Source organism: Pseudoalteromonas luteoviolacea (genome assembly GCF_021654285.1).
Taxonomy (GTDB): Bacteria; Pseudomonadota; Gammaproteobacteria; order Enterobacterales; family Alteromonadaceae; genus Pseudoalteromonas; species Pseudoalteromonas luteoviolacea_J.
On record NZ_JAKFZS010000007.1, the window covers coordinates 247,872 to 265,356 of the forward strand.

Consider the following 17,485-nt stretch of genomic DNA (forward strand, 5'->3'; position numbering starts at 1 on the left):
TAAGGTCCACAGTTAGTTATTAATTGTAATGCTGACTGTGTCAATGAAAATAAAATAGATTTTGTCTAGCTTAGAGCTCGGATGATCCATAAAGATAATAAGGAACAATAATGAATATAGCCAAAGGCTTTATATGTTTCATGGCTTTATACTCTGGAGCGGTATTTGCCAGTTGCAAGAATAATCATGAGCAAGTGAATGTAAATGGGATTTGCACAAAGATACAAACATATAAAAGTGATAAATTGACCAAATCACCGATTCTTTTAGTTTCTTTACATGGAGACTCACCGTTTTCTGGCCCAAGCTATCAATACTTTTTTGCCTCAATACTTGCTAAAAAAGTAGACAATTTGGTCGCCGTGGGCCTTTTAAGGCCAGGCTATACAGATGCCATGAACCAAACGTCTGATGGAGAGCGAGGCCAAACAACTGGTGAGAATTATAGTGACGATCGAGTAAAGCAAATTGCACAAGCAATCAGTGCATTAAAAGCTCGGCATAATGCAGATAAATTAATTGTTGCTGGTCATTCAGGTGGCGGCGCAATTACCGCAAAAATTGTCGCCCAATTCCCTAGGTTAATTGACCATGCATATATCGTGTCTTGTCCGTGTGACATTAATGAATGGAGAAAATACATATCTGACACGCGTGGTTGGCGTCAATTTAAGGGAGATATTGATGTCACATCTCCGATTGAATTGGTAAAACACATACCAAAATCTACCAAAATAACATTGCTGGTTGGAGAGCAAGATGATATTACCAAGCCGCAATTAACACTTGATTATAAAAACGCGTTAGATAAGCATCTTATTGACAATGAATTAGAAGTGTTTGCTGGTGGACATGACATCTTTTTATTCCCAGGAGTAACGTCACACTTAACGAACACTATTCAAAGTTATAACCAATAACAAAGCGGGCGCTTATTGGCCTTCATAATTTGAAGGCCATAGTTTTTTTGCAAACACTTTTTACAAACAGAAGTACATATAAAATCAGTGTGTAAACAGAATTAAAACCGAAGGCGCAAGTTTGAACTTGAGGTAAAAAATCATAAAAATGCTAAAAATAGTCACTATCGCTGACTATTTATCCTTTCTATGAAGATGCCAGTTAAAAAATAGGCCAAGCCTACCTAAAACTGACATCAGGTGCTGAGTAACTTTATAACTGAACTCGAGGTGTTAGCCGATAACAGTTAACTAAACAGCGGTTACACAAAGCCGGTTTCTAGGTCTAACAAAACTTCGGGTTTGTGAGGCACTCCGGCTCTAACACTGAATACGGAGGGCGGAACTTCACAGGATCTTGGTTTTCTATATTTACACCACCAGCTATATGTGGTGTTGCATCATTTATAATAGCCTTATTGTTAGATAGGCTTTTAATGCTCTTTTTAATTAACTTCATTTTTTATCCTTAAATAAGTTTGTTTTATTAAAATTTAACTTTCAAGCTTCAACCATTCTTGATTGTTCCAAAAATTTAGACTCAGAATTAACTTAATTTAATGGTTGAAGTGATTACTATATATTCAACTCTCATTTTTACTCTTATCTTTTCAACACTTTAAAGTGAATGAATTCTGAGTTTTTAATGACAGAATCCTTACAATAAAATGACAGCATGGAGCGGCTGCTTTTCATGGTGCACTTTTAGGTATTCGGGCTGTGCAGGGGAATCGGAATTTAATTTTTATAATTACAGCGACATGTGTAGTTTGACGTTTATTGATAGGTATAGGGAGCATGCAGCTTGAAAGCAGGTGTACGCACAGCATGAACGTTGCGACATGTATATTTTAGTCGATGGTGAGTTTGGGTTTGATGTTGTTTTTAATCATTAATGTCAATGGCTTGCCTTAAAATAGGCAAGCCATTGAAGCAGATTGACGGATGTAATAGATCAGAGGCATTAAATGATTACGTAATTGTGTGACTGCGTTTTAATTCGTTGATGATGGCATTAGCAAGGGGTGAAGCCGAGTTGTTTTTTGCGGTGATCAATGAAACCGGAATGGTATACGCATATTTTTGCGGTAATATGGCTTTTAAAATACCTTTATCAACCCAGTAGCTGGCGTAGTGTTCGGGCAAGTAACCAATAAATGCACCAGATAAAATTAAATGTGCAATCCCCTCATCATGATAAGCAATGGCAGTATTCATATAATTTAGCCCATCATTTCTGACCTCTTTATCTCGCATATAGTTACTCGAGACAACTTCTGCACTTTTAAGCAGTTTATTGACCTGTGAAGGCTTGCAGTCAAATAGAGGGTGATCTTTGGCGCAATACAGAAAGTTTTTTTCATCATAAAGGGGAATATACTCAAGGCCACGCAAATGATGCCGGCTGACGCCTAACCCAACGAGAGAGCGCCCGTTAATCACTGAGGTCTCAACTTCTTTTGCTTCACATACATTGATATCAAATTGAATATTGTCGCTTTGTGTTTTCAATGACGCGATAGCGTTTGCTATTCCACAGCGGGGATCGCTGGCCATGGTGTCGATTACCGCAATGGTTACACGCCCAGATAATTCATTCTTAGAGCTGGCAACCGTCGTTGCAAATGCCTCACATTGTTGTAATAGCTCCAGAGAGGCTTGATATGTAATACGACCGGGCTCTGTGAGTTCAAAGCCGCCTCGACCGCGTTTGCACAGTTTTATCCCAAGCCTTACTTCTAAGTCCGATAAGTGTGAACTAATGGTAGAGCGGCCAATGTTTAAGCGAGATTCTGCGGCGGATAGGCCTCCAGATTCGACTATGGCCACAAAGATCCTCAATAGGCGTAGGTCAACGTCATGAACTTGCATAGGTTTTCTCCTAAAAGCAGCGCACTAACTGGCTAAAAAGTGGTTGGAATTTAAAACTGGCGTTATTTTAGTGGAAAGTTTGCCAAGGTTACACTATTAAGTTTGATAAAACCGGAATGAATTACGATTATCTATAATTTATAAAACATCATTACAGCGTTAATATTGCGCCATCAAGCACATAGTTGCTTAGGAAAAGCATATATTTAGGAGAATAAGATGACGTTTAGATATGGTGTAGATCGTCTGAACCTTGATATTGTAAACGGCATAGCCGATGGCAGTATTGAAGCAGAGCTTTGTCAGGAAGCATTAGATAAAATTAATAAAAGCCGTCAACGAGTAGACAAGATGGCTGCGTCTGATAAAGCAGTATATGGTATCAATACTGGTTTTGGTCCGCTGTGCGATACGCAAGTTTCCCCTGAAGAGACCAAACTTCTGCAAAAGAACCTACTAATAACGCATGCCGTTGGTGTAGGCAATCCAATTGCGAAACCTATCTCAAAGCTAATGCTTATCACTAAAGTACACGCACTTAGCCAAGGCTTTTCAGGCATTCGTCTAGAAGTGGTTGAGCGTATGCTTAAGTTTATTGAACTAGACATTATCCCAGTTGTGCCAGAGCAAGGCTCTGTCGGTGCATCAGGTGATCTTGCGCCGCTTTCTCATTTATTCTTACCTTTGTTAGGTGAAGGCGAGTTCTGGGTGGGTGATGAGATCCAGCCAGCAGCTAAAGTACTTGCGGATAACAATTTAGAAGCCATGGACCTTGATTCAAAAGAGGGACTTGCGCTTATCAATGGTACACAGTTCATCTTATCTCATGCCATTACTGGTTTGACTAAAATGCGTTACTTATTAGACCTTGCTGATGTAGCCGGTGCGATGAGTATTGAAGGCATGCAGGGCAGTGAGCAGCCATTCCGTGAAGAGCTACATGCGATCCGTGCATTTGAAGGGAATATTGCAGTTGCAAAACGCATGCGCCGTTTATTCAAAGATTCACAGAATATGGCTGATCACGAAGAGTGTGATCGCGTTCAAGACCCATACTCACTTAGATGTATCCCGCAGGTGCACGGCGCATCGCGCAACGCATTTAACCACTTAAAAGAGCTTGCTGAGACAGAAATGAACTCAGTGACAGACAACCCAATTGTTATCAGTGAAGAAGAAGCCATCTCTGGTGGTAGCTTCCACGGCCAGCCTTTAGCAATGGTACTTGACTACGCGTCAATTGCAGCCGCTGAGCTTGGTAACATCTCTGATCGTCGTTGTTATTTACTACTTGAAGGCTTACACGGGCTACCTCGACTGCTCACCACATCTGGTGGTCTAAACTCAGGTATGATGATCCCTCAGTATACGACTGCGGCCTTGGTAACAGAAAACAAATCTCTGTGTTTCCCACCATCTGCTGACAGTGTACCGACGTCTATGGGTCAAGAAGACCACGTATCAATGGGCAGTATTTCGGGTCGTAAGTTCAACCAAATCTTGGGTAATCTTGAAAAGATTTTTGCAATTGAGTTGATGTATGCAGCGCAAGCGGTCGATTTTAGACGTCCGAATACATGTTCAGATATTATTGAACAGAATCACGCCTTGATCCGTACAAAGGTCGCGAAACTTGAAGAAGACAGACTGCTTAAGCCAGACATCGATGCCATGGTTGAGTTTGTTAAGTCACAAGCATTTACGGTTACAGTGAACTAAGGAAATCCGACATGAATTTTCAAGAACAAATAAAGCAGGGTATCCCTAGCGTATTGCCTGAAGCAAAGCCATATCCGGCAGGGGCAAACCGTGCGCCAAAGCGTAAAGATATTTTAAGCCCAGAAGAAAAGCAGCTAGCTGTAAGAAACGCGCTGCGTTACTTCCCAAAAGAGTGGCACAATGAACTTGCTACTGAATTTGCGCAAGAGTTGAAAGATTTTGGTCGTATTTACATGTATCGTTTTAAGCCTAACTATGAGCTTAAGGCGCGTTCGATTTCAGATTATCCAGCTAAATGCGAGCAAGCTGCTGCAATCATGTTGATGATTGACAACAACTTAGATCCGGCTGTGGCGCAGCACCCAGAAGAGCTTATCACTTACGGTGGTAACGGTGCAGTATTCCAAAACTGGGCACAATACCTACTTGCGATGAAGTACTTAAGTGAAATGGAAGAAGACCAAACACTTCACATGTACTCTGGCCACCCGATGGGGTTATTCCCGTCATCAAAAGATGCGCCACGTGTTGTCGTAACGAACGGTATGATGATCCCGAACTACTCTCAGCCGGATGATTGGGAAAAGTTCAATGCACTGGGTGTAACACAGTACGGCCAGATGACAGCAGGGTCTTTCATGTACATTGGTCCTCAGGGCATTGTACACGGTACAACTATTACGGTAATGAATGCATTCCGCAAAGTACTTGAAAAGGGCGATAGTCCAAAAGGCAAGATCTTCTTAACCGCAGGTCTTGGCGGCATGAGTGGTGCACAGCCTAAAGCAGGTAATATCGCTAACTGTATTACTGTATGTGCAGAGGTAAACCCGAAAGCTGCGATTAAACGTCACGAGCAAGGTTGGGTGGATGAATTAGTCGACAATATGCCTGATTTGGTTGCACGTGTTAAAAAAGCACAAGCAGGCGAAGAGGTGGTGTCTATTGCATTCATCGGTAACATCGTTGATGTATGGGAGTCATTCCTTGCAGAAGATATTTTTGTACACCTTGGTTCTGACCAAACATCCCTTCATAACCCGTGGTCGGGCGGCTACTACCCAGTGGGGATCAGTTACGAAGAGTCAAACCGCTTAATTCGTGAAGAGCCAGAAGTATTCAAAGAAAAAGTACAAGCGACACTTAAGCGCCACGCAGACGCTGTTAACAAGCATACTGCTAAAGGCACTTACTTCTTCGATTACGGTAACGCGTTCTTACTTGAGTCTTCACGCGCTGGTGGTGACGTGATGGCCGCAAACGGTATCGACTTTAAATATCCGTCTTATGTTCAGGATATTTTAGGCCCAATGTGTTTTGACTATGGCTTTGGTCCATTCCGTTGGGTGTGTACATCAGGTAAACCTGAAGATTTAGACAAGACTGACGCCATTGCTGCAAAAGTGCTTGAAGAGATCATGGCTGAATCCCCAGAAGAAATCCAGCAGCAGATGCAAGACAACATTACTTGGATCAAAGATGCAAAAGAAAACAAGCTGGTTGTTGGTTCGCAAGCTCGTATTCTTTACGCGGATGCTGAAGGCCGTATCAAAATTGCCAAAGCATTTAACGATGCCATTGAACGTGGTGAAATTGGTCCTGTTGTACTTGGTCGTGACCACCACGATGTATCTGGCACTGATTCACCATTCCGTGAAACATCTAACATCTATGATGGTAGCCGCTTTACAGCTGATATGGCGATCCACAACGTTATCGGTGATGGTTTCCGTGGGGCTACTTGGGTATCAATTCACAACGGCGGCGGTGTTGGCTGGGGTGAAGTTATCAATGGTGGCTTTGGTATGTTGTTAGATGGGTCAAGCGATGCTGAACGTCGACTAGAATCGATGCTGCTATTTGATGTCAACAATGGTATTGCACGTCGTAGCTGGGCACGTAACGAAGAAGCTAATTTTGCAATTAAACGTGAAATGGCTAGAACGCCAAAATTGAAAGTCACACTTTCGAATAATGTGGATGATGATATTTTAGATAATTTATCACTATAACCGCATTTTAATATAGAGCTTAAGGCAATCTTAGGCTCTATTTTTTACTCAAAAATACCTCGCCCAGATAAAAGATACATTTCTATATGTTCAGCTACATATTTTTCGACAACGTAGGTACGTGCGAAAGCTCACTTATTGCTCGATCAATTCTAATCATTAAGTATTTAAACAATAAAATATTCTAGTGACTTTTATCTAATAATAACGTGCTGGTTTTGTAACGATATGAGAAAATTTATTCCTATTTTATGCTGATGTGTTAAATCCGCTCAAAATAAAGACATTATTTAATTAGTAAATTCAAAAAAATGGCATAATTATGAAATATAAATCCATGTTTTTGATCAAAAAAGTATAAAATTTCACATAAATAAGGTTTTTAAGGATGAAAAAACCTGTTATCGTGTCTGTGTTGAATGTAACTAACCAAAGGAAATTATAATGTTACTTAAATTAAGCAAAAAGAAAGTAAAAAACCTAAGCGCGTCTAAAAAGTCGCTTAATAATCAACAGACACCTCAGATTGGTGGTGGACAAACTTTTGAAACAATCGGTTGTTTACCAACCGTGAAGTGCCAGGTTTCTTGGCAGTGTTATTCAGACGACTGCTAACGAAAAAAACAAGCATTGCTTGTGTTTGTAAATATCCTTAACCCTTGTCGTAGGTCTTAATTGGCCTACTTTCAGTTTTAAAACTACGCTTTTCATTTCTTAGATATAAACTTCATATATATTTTAATTGGTCTTTGTTAAATCGAATTTTAGTATTTCAACCTAGATTTGTTACTGCCAGTGTTTGGTCCAGCACTACAAGTCCAATGAGAGAGTTTATGAATACCAAGGCGTACGCGTGGTTTAAAAGTAAAATAAAGGAATAAACATGGCACAATGTCAGATTAAAAATGTGGTTTTTGATATAGGCAACGTTGTTGTTCGTTGGTCTCCTGCGGAAATTATTAGACTGACGTTTCCAGACTCACAATCTCAGGAGCAATTAGTGCAGTCCGTGTTTGGCTCTAACATATGGCTAGATATCAATAAAGGCATGCTGAGTGAGTACGAGACTAAGCAAAAGTACCAACAAGCACTTGGCTTTAGCGCACAAGATACAGAGCGCCTGTTTTACTACATCAAGCAAACGCAAATTCTACTCTATCAAGCAACAGATCTTATCTTACAGGTTAAGCAAGCGGGATATGGCGTATATGCGCTGACAGATAATGTGCACGAAACGGTAGAATTTTTAAAACGTACCTATGATTTTTGGGGCCTATTTGATGGTGAAATTGTCTCTGCTGATTTAGGTGTTTTAAAACCACAGTCAGAGATTTATCGAGCACTGTTGGAGCAATATCAATTGGTCGCAAATGAAACGGTCTTTCTCGATGATATGCCGCATAACGTTGCTGGCGCAAAGGCGGTGGGTATGGAAGCGATACAATTTGAGAGTGTAGAGCAAGCCCGAAAAGCCTTATATGCTTTGGGGCTAGTATTTTAGAATCGTTTTCACGTCGATTTACAGCCATTTTTGCATTTTATAGCGATATATAAATGTCGATATTAAAATGCATTTAACTTTTATTTAATCCAGCCGATATAATAAAAGAAATGATTGTAAGGAAAACGACATGAAAATAAATGCAGGTGTTGGAGCGTTAATAAACGCACGTAATACTGCTATCGATAAAACGCTCCAAAACACTTCCCAAAGCTCAGAAAAAATTACAGAGCAAGACCCACAAATTATACTCAAGAATTCATCGCTGATTAATTCTGAGGCAGAAGCGCTACGAGGTAAATCAGACAATGGCAAACTTGTGACTTTGACCTACACGCGTAGTGGTCGGTTAGATCTGCCCAAAAGATATGAGGAGCATCGGGAGCTGATAGAAAGGGTCGCAAACTCGACAAGTAAACTGTATTTGCATGATACGCCAGCCGCTGCCGACAGAATGGCGGAGCAGTATGAGTCTATTTTGGCGTCTTTACGTGAGGAAATTCCTCAGCTTGACCACCTAAGTTGGGGCTTTTCTATAGACACATCAGGGAAGCTAATTACAACAGGCCACTTAAATCAAACGCAAAAAGAGATTATAGAAGAGGCGTTGAACAGTAATGAGAAACTGGTGAATGCAGCGCAAGATTTTAAATCTCATTTCTTAGAAGGGCTACAAATAGAAAGAGGGAGCGTGGGTACGAGTCAGTACAGGGAGAAATATGACGTTAATGAAGAAAACTTTGCTGACATTATCGATTTTAAAGAAATGTTTGAACAAAGCTGGAGCTCCGAGGAACATAGAGAGGCCTATGGCTACCTGATAAATAAGTGGGAGTGGACTGGGAACATTACTGATCAACTGCGCGCAAGGGCAGAGCCGAAATTTGCCAAATGATATAACCACAATAAAAATACAAACATAAAAGTGCAAAAGTGCTCACAAAAAAAGAGTTTTCCACTGTTTTAACATAATAAACACCAACTTGATTTTAGCTATGGTTTTATTGATATTCCTTAGCATTGTTATATGCGCTTGGAGCATGGGTAAAAAGGGCGGTTTTATAGCAAATTCAACTTTGACTTATTTTCATGTGCATCTGCATAGTAGTCGGAATTTGTCAAATATCACTGTTACACGACAAGTGACGTACTTTAACCATTTCTAATTTGGTGACATCTGCTTAACTTATTGTTATGGTTGAAGGTATTAAAATGCGCATCTGAAAAGCTGTTGTTATGCGGCAGACATTACGCTGTTGTTATGCGACATTTGTCGTAGATAAAAATGTTAGGTGCTATGGATAAGTTATTTATTACAGCGGTATTTTATTTTTTCTCGTTTGTAGTAAACGCAAATGAAATACTATTGCGCTCAGATAAAAGTGCTAAAGCCTATTGCCATAAAATTAATGAAACTGTCTGTATTGTTTTGGTTAAAGGTGTTTCAACGGATGTTAGCGCCATTGAAAATAAAAATATCGGTAAGTTGGGTGTTACACCTAAATCAGATTATGACAAAGTCGTAACTTTTCCTTCTAAATGGTTACGTTTTAATAAAGATGGTAATTTAATTCAATTTACGACAAGGGCTTGGTTAAAAGGGCAAAGATATACCATTAAAGGTATGGTGTTTGTTGATAGTAACGGGAAATATGTGCATCAATAAAATCGCACCTAACAAGGCAAATTAAAAAGTGCGGACAAAAAACAGTTGGCTTTGTTCGTACCTCACAAATTATAGCCAACTATTTTTAGCCGTTTATTTGCGGCGTTAGCTAGCTAGGAAGCATATGATAAAAATTGTGGCAATTATTCTAGCTTTACTGGGTGTCACTTTATACTTTTTAAAGTTAAATGCCCCAGAAGCAAAAGAGTGGCTTAAAGAAAATAAAAACAAGTATGCATTAGCAGGAAATAGGTTTGCTGGAACAGAGGATGCTATTAAATTTGTAGAGAAGCTTTATGAGTTGGGCGCTGTCAAAGTCGTAATTTCTAAAGATTCAATTTACGATGAAAAGGAAAGAGTAGAAAAAGAGGGTGGCCCATACGCTGATGCAATCGTTGTAACGTTGCCAAACTCTGAATCGGAACGAACCGCCTTGTTTAAAATTTTTAAAAACGAGGCAAATTCTCAAGGCATGGAATTTGACCCTAGTACTGACGTTAGAAATAATAAAGTATTTATTTGGTGGGACTAAGTTAGCCCGATAGCTAACAAGGCCGTTAAACCAAGGACACAAAACAGCAGGCTGTGCTCCTTCGTCGCTTATTTTAGCCTGCTATTTTTCGCCGTTTATTTAGGCGTTATATTTCAAGGAGGCTTATGATTAAATCACTAATTGCTGGCAACAAAGCATTCGGATTATTTCTTAGTGAATATAGATTGTATGCTTTTCTAATTTTTACTTCGGTTGGTTTAGGAGTTCACTCTGTAGGTAATCAGATATTATTATTTCTAAATAGCGAGACGCTTGGATTTCTGCACGGTTTAATGGTTTCTGTTATTTTATCGTTTGTTTTTACCCTACCAAAAAGTAAATGTACAGCTAACAAGCAATTAAACAGGGATTAAAAACAGCGGACGTTTCGCTTCGCTCGGCTTTAGCCCACTATTTTTAACTCGTTAATCGAGCGTTAGGCTCACGGAGAGTACAAATCAATGTCAATGATTGGAAATTATCTTCCAGTTTCTGAGGAAGAACTTAATTCACTGAAAGAGAACCCTGAATCACTTTCAGAGTTTATTTACGAAACAAAAGAAGACGATATTATCGATATAGATAAAGCATGGCACGCTATTCATTTCACTTTAAACGGAAGCGAATGGGAAGGTTTGGAGCCATATTTTAATGTTGTTCTCGGTGGTACTCCCATTAGTGATGAAGATATTGGCTATGGTCCTGCGCGTTCCCTTTCACCTTCTCAAGTAAAGGGGGTGGCTGTAGCGCTAGAAGAAATTGACGAAAAATCTTTCAGGTCTAAGTTTAACCCAAAAGGATTGAAAAAGAATGATATTTATCCTCAAATTTGGGATGAAGGGGAAGAGCTGCTCGATTATATCGCAGATAATTACAACGAAGTTCGTGAAACATTTAAAGATGCATCTATAAATAATCAAGCTATGATTTTGTTTCTATGCTAGTAGGAGGTAAAGCCTAATAAACGCTTAAATTAAAGGACGCAAAACAGCAGGCTTGCGCTCCTTCGTCGCTGACTTTAGCCTGCAATTTTGCGCCGGTTAAGCGAAGCGTTATTTAGCTCTGAAGTTATGGAATTAGAAACTGCTGGAATAAAGAGTAATTTTAAGCAATTTATATTGGTGTTACTCTTTGGTCCATTTGGTTTTTTTATAGTAATAAGTTACTTGCGACAATTGCAGTACTATTGTTTTTCATCTTGATTGGAGCTTATTTTTTTGGGCTTATTGATAGTGTCAAAGAACATAATAAAAGAGTTAACAAGTTCGAAAAGCTTAAGAAAGGATAAAAGCATTTAGGTTGAAATCGCCATGTAACAAGGTTGTAAGCTGTTTATTTCTGGCCTGGTGGCGTCTGCTTAACTTATTGTTATGGTTGAAGGTATTAAAATGCGTATCTGAAAAGCTGTTGTTATGCGGCGGGAAATATGCTGTTGTTATGCGACATTTGTCGTAGATAAAAATGTTAGAGTGCTAAGGAGTTAAAGTGGCAAGTAATCAAAAACAGTTTCTAGATAAGTTCAAAAACGAATTTGAAGCTCACTTTGGTTCAAACATCACTTGGAAAGGTGGGCAATCTAAGAATAACGTAGCTGCATTTAAGCAGCCCTTTGATAGTTGTCGGAATAAGCCAATTAATCCTAATGAACGTTTTGAATTGGGTGATTTATCAGTAACTCTAAATGGCTACCTAATAGTTATAGAATTTGAGAGTAAAGAACTTCCATTATCAAACCTTCTTAAATATTGGCCATATTTGCGGGGGGAGTTTACGTGTACACCGGAGCGACCAATTCTTCTTTGTCACTTTTCTGATTGGTGGAGTTATGCTACGAGGCGTGATTTATGGCAGTGGACAATCGAACAAATGTGCCAGGATTCGAGTTTACTTGTTGAATTACAGGGAAAGCAGTTTAATCATGGGAAAAAGGGCGGACGTGACGTTCAAGAAAGTATTCAAGAGGCAATTGATTGGATCTCCTCTTTTTGTAAGCTCGCACTCTAACAAACGCTTTAACCAAAAGGGGCGCAAAACAGCAGGCTTGCGTTCCTTCGTCACTAATTTTAGCCTGCTATTTTGCGCCGGTTAAGCGAGGCGTTAGGTAACTAAGCATGAGTTACGATATTGAATTTCCAAATCCATTTTGGTTGGGAATAGAAATTATAGAAAGTGAAGATAACTTACCATCCTTAGGTTGCCAAGTTGATATTAAACTCGAACTACCTCGAGGAAAGTTTGAATATACAGCTTCCGATATATGGTTTGAATGTACTGTTTTTGACGAATTCATAAATCAATTAAATCGTTTGAAGTCAGGCACTCAAACCAAAGCTGAGTTTTATGATATAGATCGAGAAATTGTTCTTACATTCACAAATGAACAAATAGAATTAACTGTACACCGTATTCATAGTGAAATTGGTTCGGGATATCTTGAGTTTAAACGTGACTTCGACGCTGATATATTGCATCAACATATTGAGCAGATATGCAGTTTTGCAAAATGGTGGTAAAGTTACCTAACAAGCTAATATAAAAGGACAAAAAACAGTTCTCTGTTTTCGTTCCTCAACATTTTAGCAAACATTTTTTTACCTGTTATTAGGGCGTTAGGGTTACCTATAAATGGAAGTTAAATCGATAAATTTAAGATCATCAACTGCTGATTGTGAAGAACAGCCTGTAGTCGAATAGAGTAACTTTGATTTATGCGTTCGATTCAAAAATTGGATGAATGAAGATGTTCAACTTAACTTTTTTGATGTGCCTCATTTTAAGTTTTTGAGTAGTGACGAAGGTATTGTTTCAGGTTTAAGTGATGATCGAGTTTATGAAGTGAAAAACTCGGAGCTTATCGCAAGCTTAATTAAATGCGGTGAAATAGCGGCAGGTGAAAAGTATAAACATTGGTTTGTCGGATTTAACGAAATAGGCTCATTTATCGAAGTTGTATTTAGTGGTTTCGATGAAAAGCAACCCTAACAAACGCGTCAAAGCGGACTTTATACCTACAAGAAAAGTATGAAGAAGCTCACAGCATCAATATTTAGTTTATTTGCATCTGGCGCCAATGCTTCAGATGATTGGGTGGATTTTGTCACAACTGCTCATAACTCTCTGTCAGAAAAGCAAGAGTCGATTATGGCTGAGTATAAAATCGGAGAGCATGAACGATTCGATTGGGAACAAGAGAATGGAACTTTGGTGTATCTAAAAATTATGAAGCTTTCACCAATGAAAAATGGTCTGCCGATGAGGTAGATGGTTGGGAAATGACTTCAATCACAAGTTAACTTTTGAATGCTAAAGGCGCATATAGAACTACTGATAAAACTGGTTTTACTTATATGGTAATTACAGACATCCATTGGGTAAAGTAGATATAACAAGTGCCTAAACCAAAGGACGCAAAACGGCAGGCTTGCGCTCCTTTGTGGCTAATTTTAGCCTGCTATTTTTCGCCGGTTAAGCGAGGCGTTAGTTTGACTAGGAGTGTAAATGAAATTCAGAGTGGTCCTTTTACTTATCATCGTGTTTGTAGCTTCTTGTAGTTCAATTACAAAAGAAAGCTTGGAAGGCATTGACAAAGTTTCTGTACAGTTATCTTTTGATATAGATAAACAAGGAAAACCAGTCAATATTAAAGTATTAAAAACAAATCATGATGGTTTCCGCGATCAAGCCAAGAAAGACCTTTCACAATGGAAGTACAAACCTAAAATGGTAAATGGACTTGCGGTTATACAAACTGGTTTAACTGTTCAACTAGATTACAAGATAGAGAAACCGTCAAACTAACAAGTTACTAAAAAGAACGAAAAACACTTGGCTTGTGCTCCTATGTCGCCAATTTTAGCTAAGCATTTATGCGTCCATTAGTAAGGCGTTATATGCCAAGGAATTCATGAAGTATTTATTCATAGTGTCACTAATTTTTACTCTAATTGCATGCAAGGGTGATGGATACCTTAGAGGTGAAGTAGAACCATCGCAAGACGGTAAAACTTACTTTGGTGTAATTGATAATAATGGTGGAAATTGTTGGCCGTTACTATTAGATGGTAAGGCTTGGGAGATACCTCTAGGTGAAGTATCAGAAATAGAGCCTGGTGAGCATATTATTCACTGTGGATCATCCATTAGATTTGTTATCCCCACGGGCGTGGTTTTCAAGTTCGATTATTGGGGGCCATAGGCATATAACAAAGCAAATCAAAAAGGGCGGACAAAACCAGTTGGCTTTGTTCGTTGCTTACAAGTTTAGCCAACTAATTTTGGGACGAGCAACAGCTTCACAAATTGCTTCAGCGTCATTGGCGTCATTCTTTTCATTTTGGCGATAAGGAATGACAAATTTAGAAGCCATGATGCGCACTGTGTGACCGAGCTTAGTAAACGCTCTAGCCCAGTAATGTGCACTTTAGCATGTTTCCATACCAATTAAGCAGGGCGGTAATTTAGCAATTTCAGCTAAGAGTTTGTTTCGTTTGATAGTTTTACATAATTTGCACTTGCCATGCTCATCAACCCCATGGATACTAAAAACATATTTGACTAAATTGTTGTCAACAACTTTAATTAAAGACATATAGATTCTCCTCGTTTTTGTTCAAATACCACTATGGCACATTGTGGCTAAGTGATCGGGCGAGTCCATATCATTCGTTATACAAATGAAAAGGCATTATGAAACGCGGTATAATTATCACACCAAACTATAAGGTACTGGATAGTGGAGGTCTTCAGCTAACGGGTGATGTTGAAGCTGTAAACCTTCGCAAGTATCTTTTGTTTTGGGATGAGATCGATTATCCCGTAAACGATATGATTCATATCAGCGGTGGGCCTGATATTGAATTCCTAATACAAGAAGGAATTGCAACGTCTACCGAGGTTAGATTCCAAAGAATGGAAGCACATGAAAACGGGTTGTTATTTCTCGCTTCCCAAATGGTTGCTTTTGAACAGAATAATAAAGCCGAGGATAAAGAGTGGAGCATTGCCCAACCTACGCAAAAGCTAATCGTTCCTCAAGAATACTCGAAAAAACAAGGTTGTCTTGAGTTTGAACTGTATAACGCTGTTCAAATTCCAACGGCTGATGTTCCTCTTTCAGAAGTTGTCGAGTTCAAAATGCGCAGGAATGCTGAATTACTCGCATTGCGTGACTCAATGGACTCAATAGTCGATCAAATAATGTCATCGCAAGATATACCAAAACGAAAAAATAAAGCACTAAATAAGCTGCATCGCGATTTGAATGACTTTAACAGAGTTATGAAAGAGACAAAATTTCAGCGTGTTAAGCGCTCACTCACATCTGTTGCAACAGACCCTTGGTTTGCAGTTGCAGGGGCTGGAGCACTAGCAAAAGATTACCTCCCTGAAAATTATCAACCATATGTACAAGGTCTAAATGTTGCTGCGTTAGGTACTTGCGCTCTGAAATTTGCGTACCAAGAGCTATCAGTGGGTAAGTCTATACCAGATGAATTTAGGCATTTCGCGTACCTGTCTGCTATGCGAAATGAACTTGTATAAAACCAAATAGAACAGGCACATTATTACATTTAGGGACACACAAAAGTAAAAAAAGTGTATTTTGGCAGGTGAGTTTTAGATGAAAATTTATGCCTTTCCTTTTTTATTCCTGTCATAACAGCCTATTGTTCAGCGGTTTTTACAGGAACATGCCAGATATTAGGTTGCATAGCGGCTTCACAAATGGCTTCGGCATCGTTATTATCATTTTTGCCGCCAGTACGAAATGGTTCAATAAACTTAGCGGCGATGATAGCCACTTAGTGACCGAGGGATTTAAACTCCCGTGCCCAGTAATGTGCACCGGAGCAAGCTTCCATAGCAATTAGGCAGGGATTGATTTGTACCACACTGTTCATAAGTGTTTTATGTGACAGTGTTTTTCTGAAAACAACCTTCCCATGATCATTCATTCCAACAAGAGAATGAATTTTTTGCTAAATCGATGCTAAGTGTTTTAATGTTATTCATGATGGACTGCTCCTGATTTTAGTTTCGCACCTTAAATCTGGCACATTTGCCAATAAAGGGGGAGTTCATTTCATTCGTTATGTATACAAGGAGTATGTATGAAGTGGTGGGAAAAAACCGTTGAGTATTACTTTATCAGGAAATTTATTACTGATGAGATGATTCTATCTCCACTAGATGGGGAGCAAGAGAAAGCAGGAGATGCATTTCTATCTAATAGCGAAAGATGGGTTGTCTTAGAATTCAAGAAAAATTTCGAGTCTTTGGCTTCTGAAAAGAAAAAATATAAAAACTATGATGCGGCAGCGGCTGAACTATCTCATAGCGACAATCACCATTTCTTAATCTATGGCAAAGTTGAAGATGGCAGCTTTAGTCTTGTAGGAAAAACATACTTTTCAAATAAGCTTGTGCCTGAAGTGGGTAGGGTATTTGAAGCGGGCAAAGAAAAAGAAGAATTTATTTCCTACCTTGAGAAGCTTATTAAACATAAGTCAAAGGTTAGTGAATCAAGCAGTGGTTCCGTCGGTAGTTATTCTTTCGTTGCAGGCATCAGTAAAGACAAGAAAATTACCAGCTGCATGAATCTATATGAGTTTGGCTTGGATCATGGCTTAAAACTAGAGCCAAAACCTGAGATAAAGAGAGAAATAAAACGTGAACGCAGTGGCCCAACTCTGGGAATGTAGCACAGCTAGCAAACGCGGTCACTGGGACAAAGTTTCCGCAGCGTTCTAACTTTGTCCGTGCTGCGGGCGTTATATAACACTCGGGAATCGAAGAAATGAGTAAAGTCTTACTAATAATCGGTATAGCTCTAGTAGTTGCAGGTGCTCTGATGTTTATTGCTGATCTCTTACCAGTTAATTTCCTAAAACAGAGCTCAGAAGATAGCTATCTAAAAATTGAAGCTATTAAATCATTTTCTCTAATAAGTTATAGGTTGCATTTTCTAGTTGCGGGTATTGTCTGTTTGGTGGCTTATAAATTTAAAAATGTAATAGGCTTTTAATGTGATATATAACAAATTAATTAAACTATGGACGCAAAATAGCAGTTTTGCGCTCCTTCTTCGCTTATTTTAGCCTACTATTTTTCGCTGTTTATTAAGGCGTTATGTATGCTTCGGGCATTGAGTATGATGAAAAAAATAGTGCTAACAATCACATCACTCTTTTTGATAGCAGTAGTTATATTGGCTATGCCATCATG

21 protein-coding genes and 1 pseudogene are annotated in these 17,485 nt (G+C 39.0%); 19 read left to right on the forward strand and 3 right to left on the reverse strand.

Going from position 1 to position 17,485, the window contains the following annotated elements; translation table 11 throughout:
* Nucleotides 1-110 precede the first annotated feature (110 nt).
* Complete coding sequence (locus L1077_RS08705; RefSeq protein ID WP_237136476.1) at nt 111-920, forward strand: alpha/beta hydrolase family protein; 810 nt, start codon at nt 111-113, stop codon at nt 918-920.
* Between the two features lie 1,011 nt (nt 921-1,931).
* On the opposite strand, the gene L1077_RS08710 is transcribed toward L1077_RS08705, so the two are convergent.
* The gene (locus tag L1077_RS08710; protein ID WP_237136477.1) at nt 1,932-2,831 is read right to left on the reverse strand and encodes a LysR family transcriptional regulator; all 900 of its coding nucleotides are present in this window, start codon (nt 2,829-2,831) and stop codon (nt 1,932-1,934) included.
* Between the two features lie 219 nt (nt 2,832-3,050).
* On the opposite strand from L1077_RS08710, the gene hutH reads away from it, so the two are divergent.
* The 15 genes from hutH (at nt 3,051) to L1077_RS08785 (ending at nt 14,456) form a co-directional block, all read left to right on the forward strand.
* Complete coding sequence (gene hutH, locus L1077_RS08715; protein WP_063361198.1) at nt 3,051-4,550, forward strand: histidine ammonia-lyase; 1,500 nt, start codon at nt 3,051-3,053, stop codon at nt 4,548-4,550.
* An 11-nt stretch (nt 4,551-4,561) separates the two neighbouring features.
* Nucleotides 4,562-6,562 (forward strand): urocanate hydratase, encoded by a 2,001-nt coding sequence (locus L1077_RS08720; RefSeq protein WP_237136478.1) that lies wholly within the window; start codon nt 4,562-4,564, stop codon nt 6,560-6,562.
* 444 nt (nt 6,563-7,006) lie between these two features.
* The gene (locus tag L1077_RS08725) at nt 7,007-7,177 is read left to right on the forward strand and encodes a hypothetical protein (protein WP_211037454.1); all 171 of its coding nucleotides are present in this window, start codon (nt 7,007-7,009) and stop codon (nt 7,175-7,177) included.
* A 268-nt stretch (nt 7,178-7,445) separates the two neighbouring features.
* Nucleotides 7,446-8,063 carry an HAD family hydrolase gene (locus L1077_RS08730; protein ID WP_237136479.1) on the forward strand — a complete coding sequence of 206 codons (618 nt, stop codon included), beginning with the start codon at nt 7,446-7,448 and terminating at the stop codon, nt 8,061-8,063.
* Nucleotides 8,064-8,193: 130 nt separating this feature from the next.
* Nucleotides 8,194-8,958, forward strand: coding sequence for a hypothetical protein (locus tag L1077_RS08735; RefSeq protein ID WP_237136480.1), 765 nt, complete (start codon nt 8,194-8,196; stop codon nt 8,956-8,958).
* Between the two features lie 402 nt (nt 8,959-9,360).
* A complete protein-coding gene (locus L1077_RS08740) occupies nt 9,361-9,729 on the forward strand; it encodes a hypothetical protein (RefSeq protein ID WP_237136481.1) in 369 nt (122 codons plus the stop codon).
* Between the two features lie 124 nt (nt 9,730-9,853).
* Nucleotides 9,854-10,261 carry a hypothetical protein gene (locus L1077_RS08745; protein WP_045990013.1) on the forward strand — a complete coding sequence of 136 codons (408 nt, stop codon included), beginning with the start codon at nt 9,854-9,856 and terminating at the stop codon, nt 10,259-10,261.
* A 125-nt stretch (nt 10,262-10,386) separates the two neighbouring features.
* Nucleotides 10,387-10,635 (forward strand): hypothetical protein, encoded by a 249-nt coding sequence (locus L1077_RS08750; protein WP_237136482.1) that lies wholly within the window; start codon nt 10,387-10,389, stop codon nt 10,633-10,635.
* An 87-nt stretch (nt 10,636-10,722) separates the two neighbouring features.
* The gene (locus tag L1077_RS08755) at nt 10,723-11,205 is read left to right on the forward strand and encodes a YfbM family protein (RefSeq protein WP_237136483.1); all 483 of its coding nucleotides are present in this window, start codon (nt 10,723-10,725) and stop codon (nt 11,203-11,205) included.
* Between the two features lie 541 nt (nt 11,206-11,746).
* Complete coding sequence (locus tag L1077_RS08760) at nt 11,747-12,265, forward strand: hypothetical protein (RefSeq protein WP_237136484.1); 519 nt, start codon at nt 11,747-11,749, stop codon at nt 12,263-12,265.
* 107 nt (nt 12,266-12,372) lie between these two features.
* Nucleotides 12,373-12,774, forward strand: coding sequence for a WapI family immunity protein (locus tag L1077_RS08765; RefSeq protein WP_237136485.1), 402 nt, complete (start codon nt 12,373-12,375; stop codon nt 12,772-12,774).
* Between the two features lie 217 nt (nt 12,775-12,991).
* Nucleotides 12,992-13,243 (forward strand): hypothetical protein, encoded by a 252-nt coding sequence (locus L1077_RS08770; protein WP_237136486.1) that lies wholly within the window; start codon nt 12,992-12,994, stop codon nt 13,241-13,243.
* Nucleotides 13,244-13,282: 39 nt separating this feature from the next.
* On the forward strand, nt 13,283-13,522 hold the full coding sequence (locus L1077_RS08775; protein ID WP_237136487.1) for a hypothetical protein: 240 nt from the start codon (nt 13,283-13,285) through the stop codon (nt 13,520-13,522).
* A 237-nt stretch (nt 13,523-13,759) separates the two neighbouring features.
* The gene (locus tag L1077_RS08780; RefSeq protein ID WP_237136488.1) at nt 13,760-14,059 is read left to right on the forward strand and encodes a TonB family protein; all 300 of its coding nucleotides are present in this window, start codon (nt 13,760-13,762) and stop codon (nt 14,057-14,059) included.
* 124 nt (nt 14,060-14,183) lie between these two features.
* Nucleotides 14,184-14,456: a hypothetical protein gene (locus tag L1077_RS08785; RefSeq protein ID WP_237136489.1), complete on the forward strand. Its 273-nt coding sequence runs from the start codon at nt 14,184-14,186 to the stop codon at nt 14,454-14,456.
* 78 nt (nt 14,457-14,534) lie between these two features.
* On the opposite strand, the pseudogene L1077_RS08790 reads toward L1077_RS08785, so the two are convergent.
* Nucleotides 14,535-14,849: pseudogene (locus L1077_RS08790) on the reverse strand (IS110 family transposase); the annotation flags it as partial.
* Nucleotides 14,850-14,947: 98 nt separating this feature from the next.
* Here L1077_RS08790 and L1077_RS08795 point away from each other — a divergent pair.
* Entirely contained in the window at nt 14,948-15,802 is an 855-nt protein-coding gene (locus L1077_RS08795; protein ID WP_237136490.1) for a DUF6236 family protein, read from the forward strand.
* Between the two features lie 122 nt (nt 15,803-15,924).
* On the opposite strand, the gene L1077_RS08800 is transcribed toward L1077_RS08795, so the two are convergent.
* Nucleotides 15,925-16,062: a hypothetical protein gene (locus L1077_RS08800; protein WP_237136491.1), complete on the reverse strand. Its 138-nt coding sequence runs from the start codon at nt 16,060-16,062 to the stop codon at nt 15,925-15,927.
* 309 nt (nt 16,063-16,371) lie between these two features.
* Between L1077_RS08800 and L1077_RS08805 the strand changes: the two genes are divergently transcribed.
* Nucleotides 16,372-16,962 carry a hypothetical protein gene (locus L1077_RS08805; RefSeq protein WP_237136492.1) on the forward strand — a complete coding sequence of 197 codons (591 nt, stop codon included), beginning with the start codon at nt 16,372-16,374 and terminating at the stop codon, nt 16,960-16,962.
* 95 nt (nt 16,963-17,057) lie between these two features.
* Complete coding sequence (locus tag L1077_RS08810; RefSeq protein WP_237136493.1) at nt 17,058-17,285, forward strand: hypothetical protein; 228 nt, start codon at nt 17,058-17,060, stop codon at nt 17,283-17,285.
* The last annotated feature ends 200 nt before the right edge of the window (nt 17,286-17,485 follow it).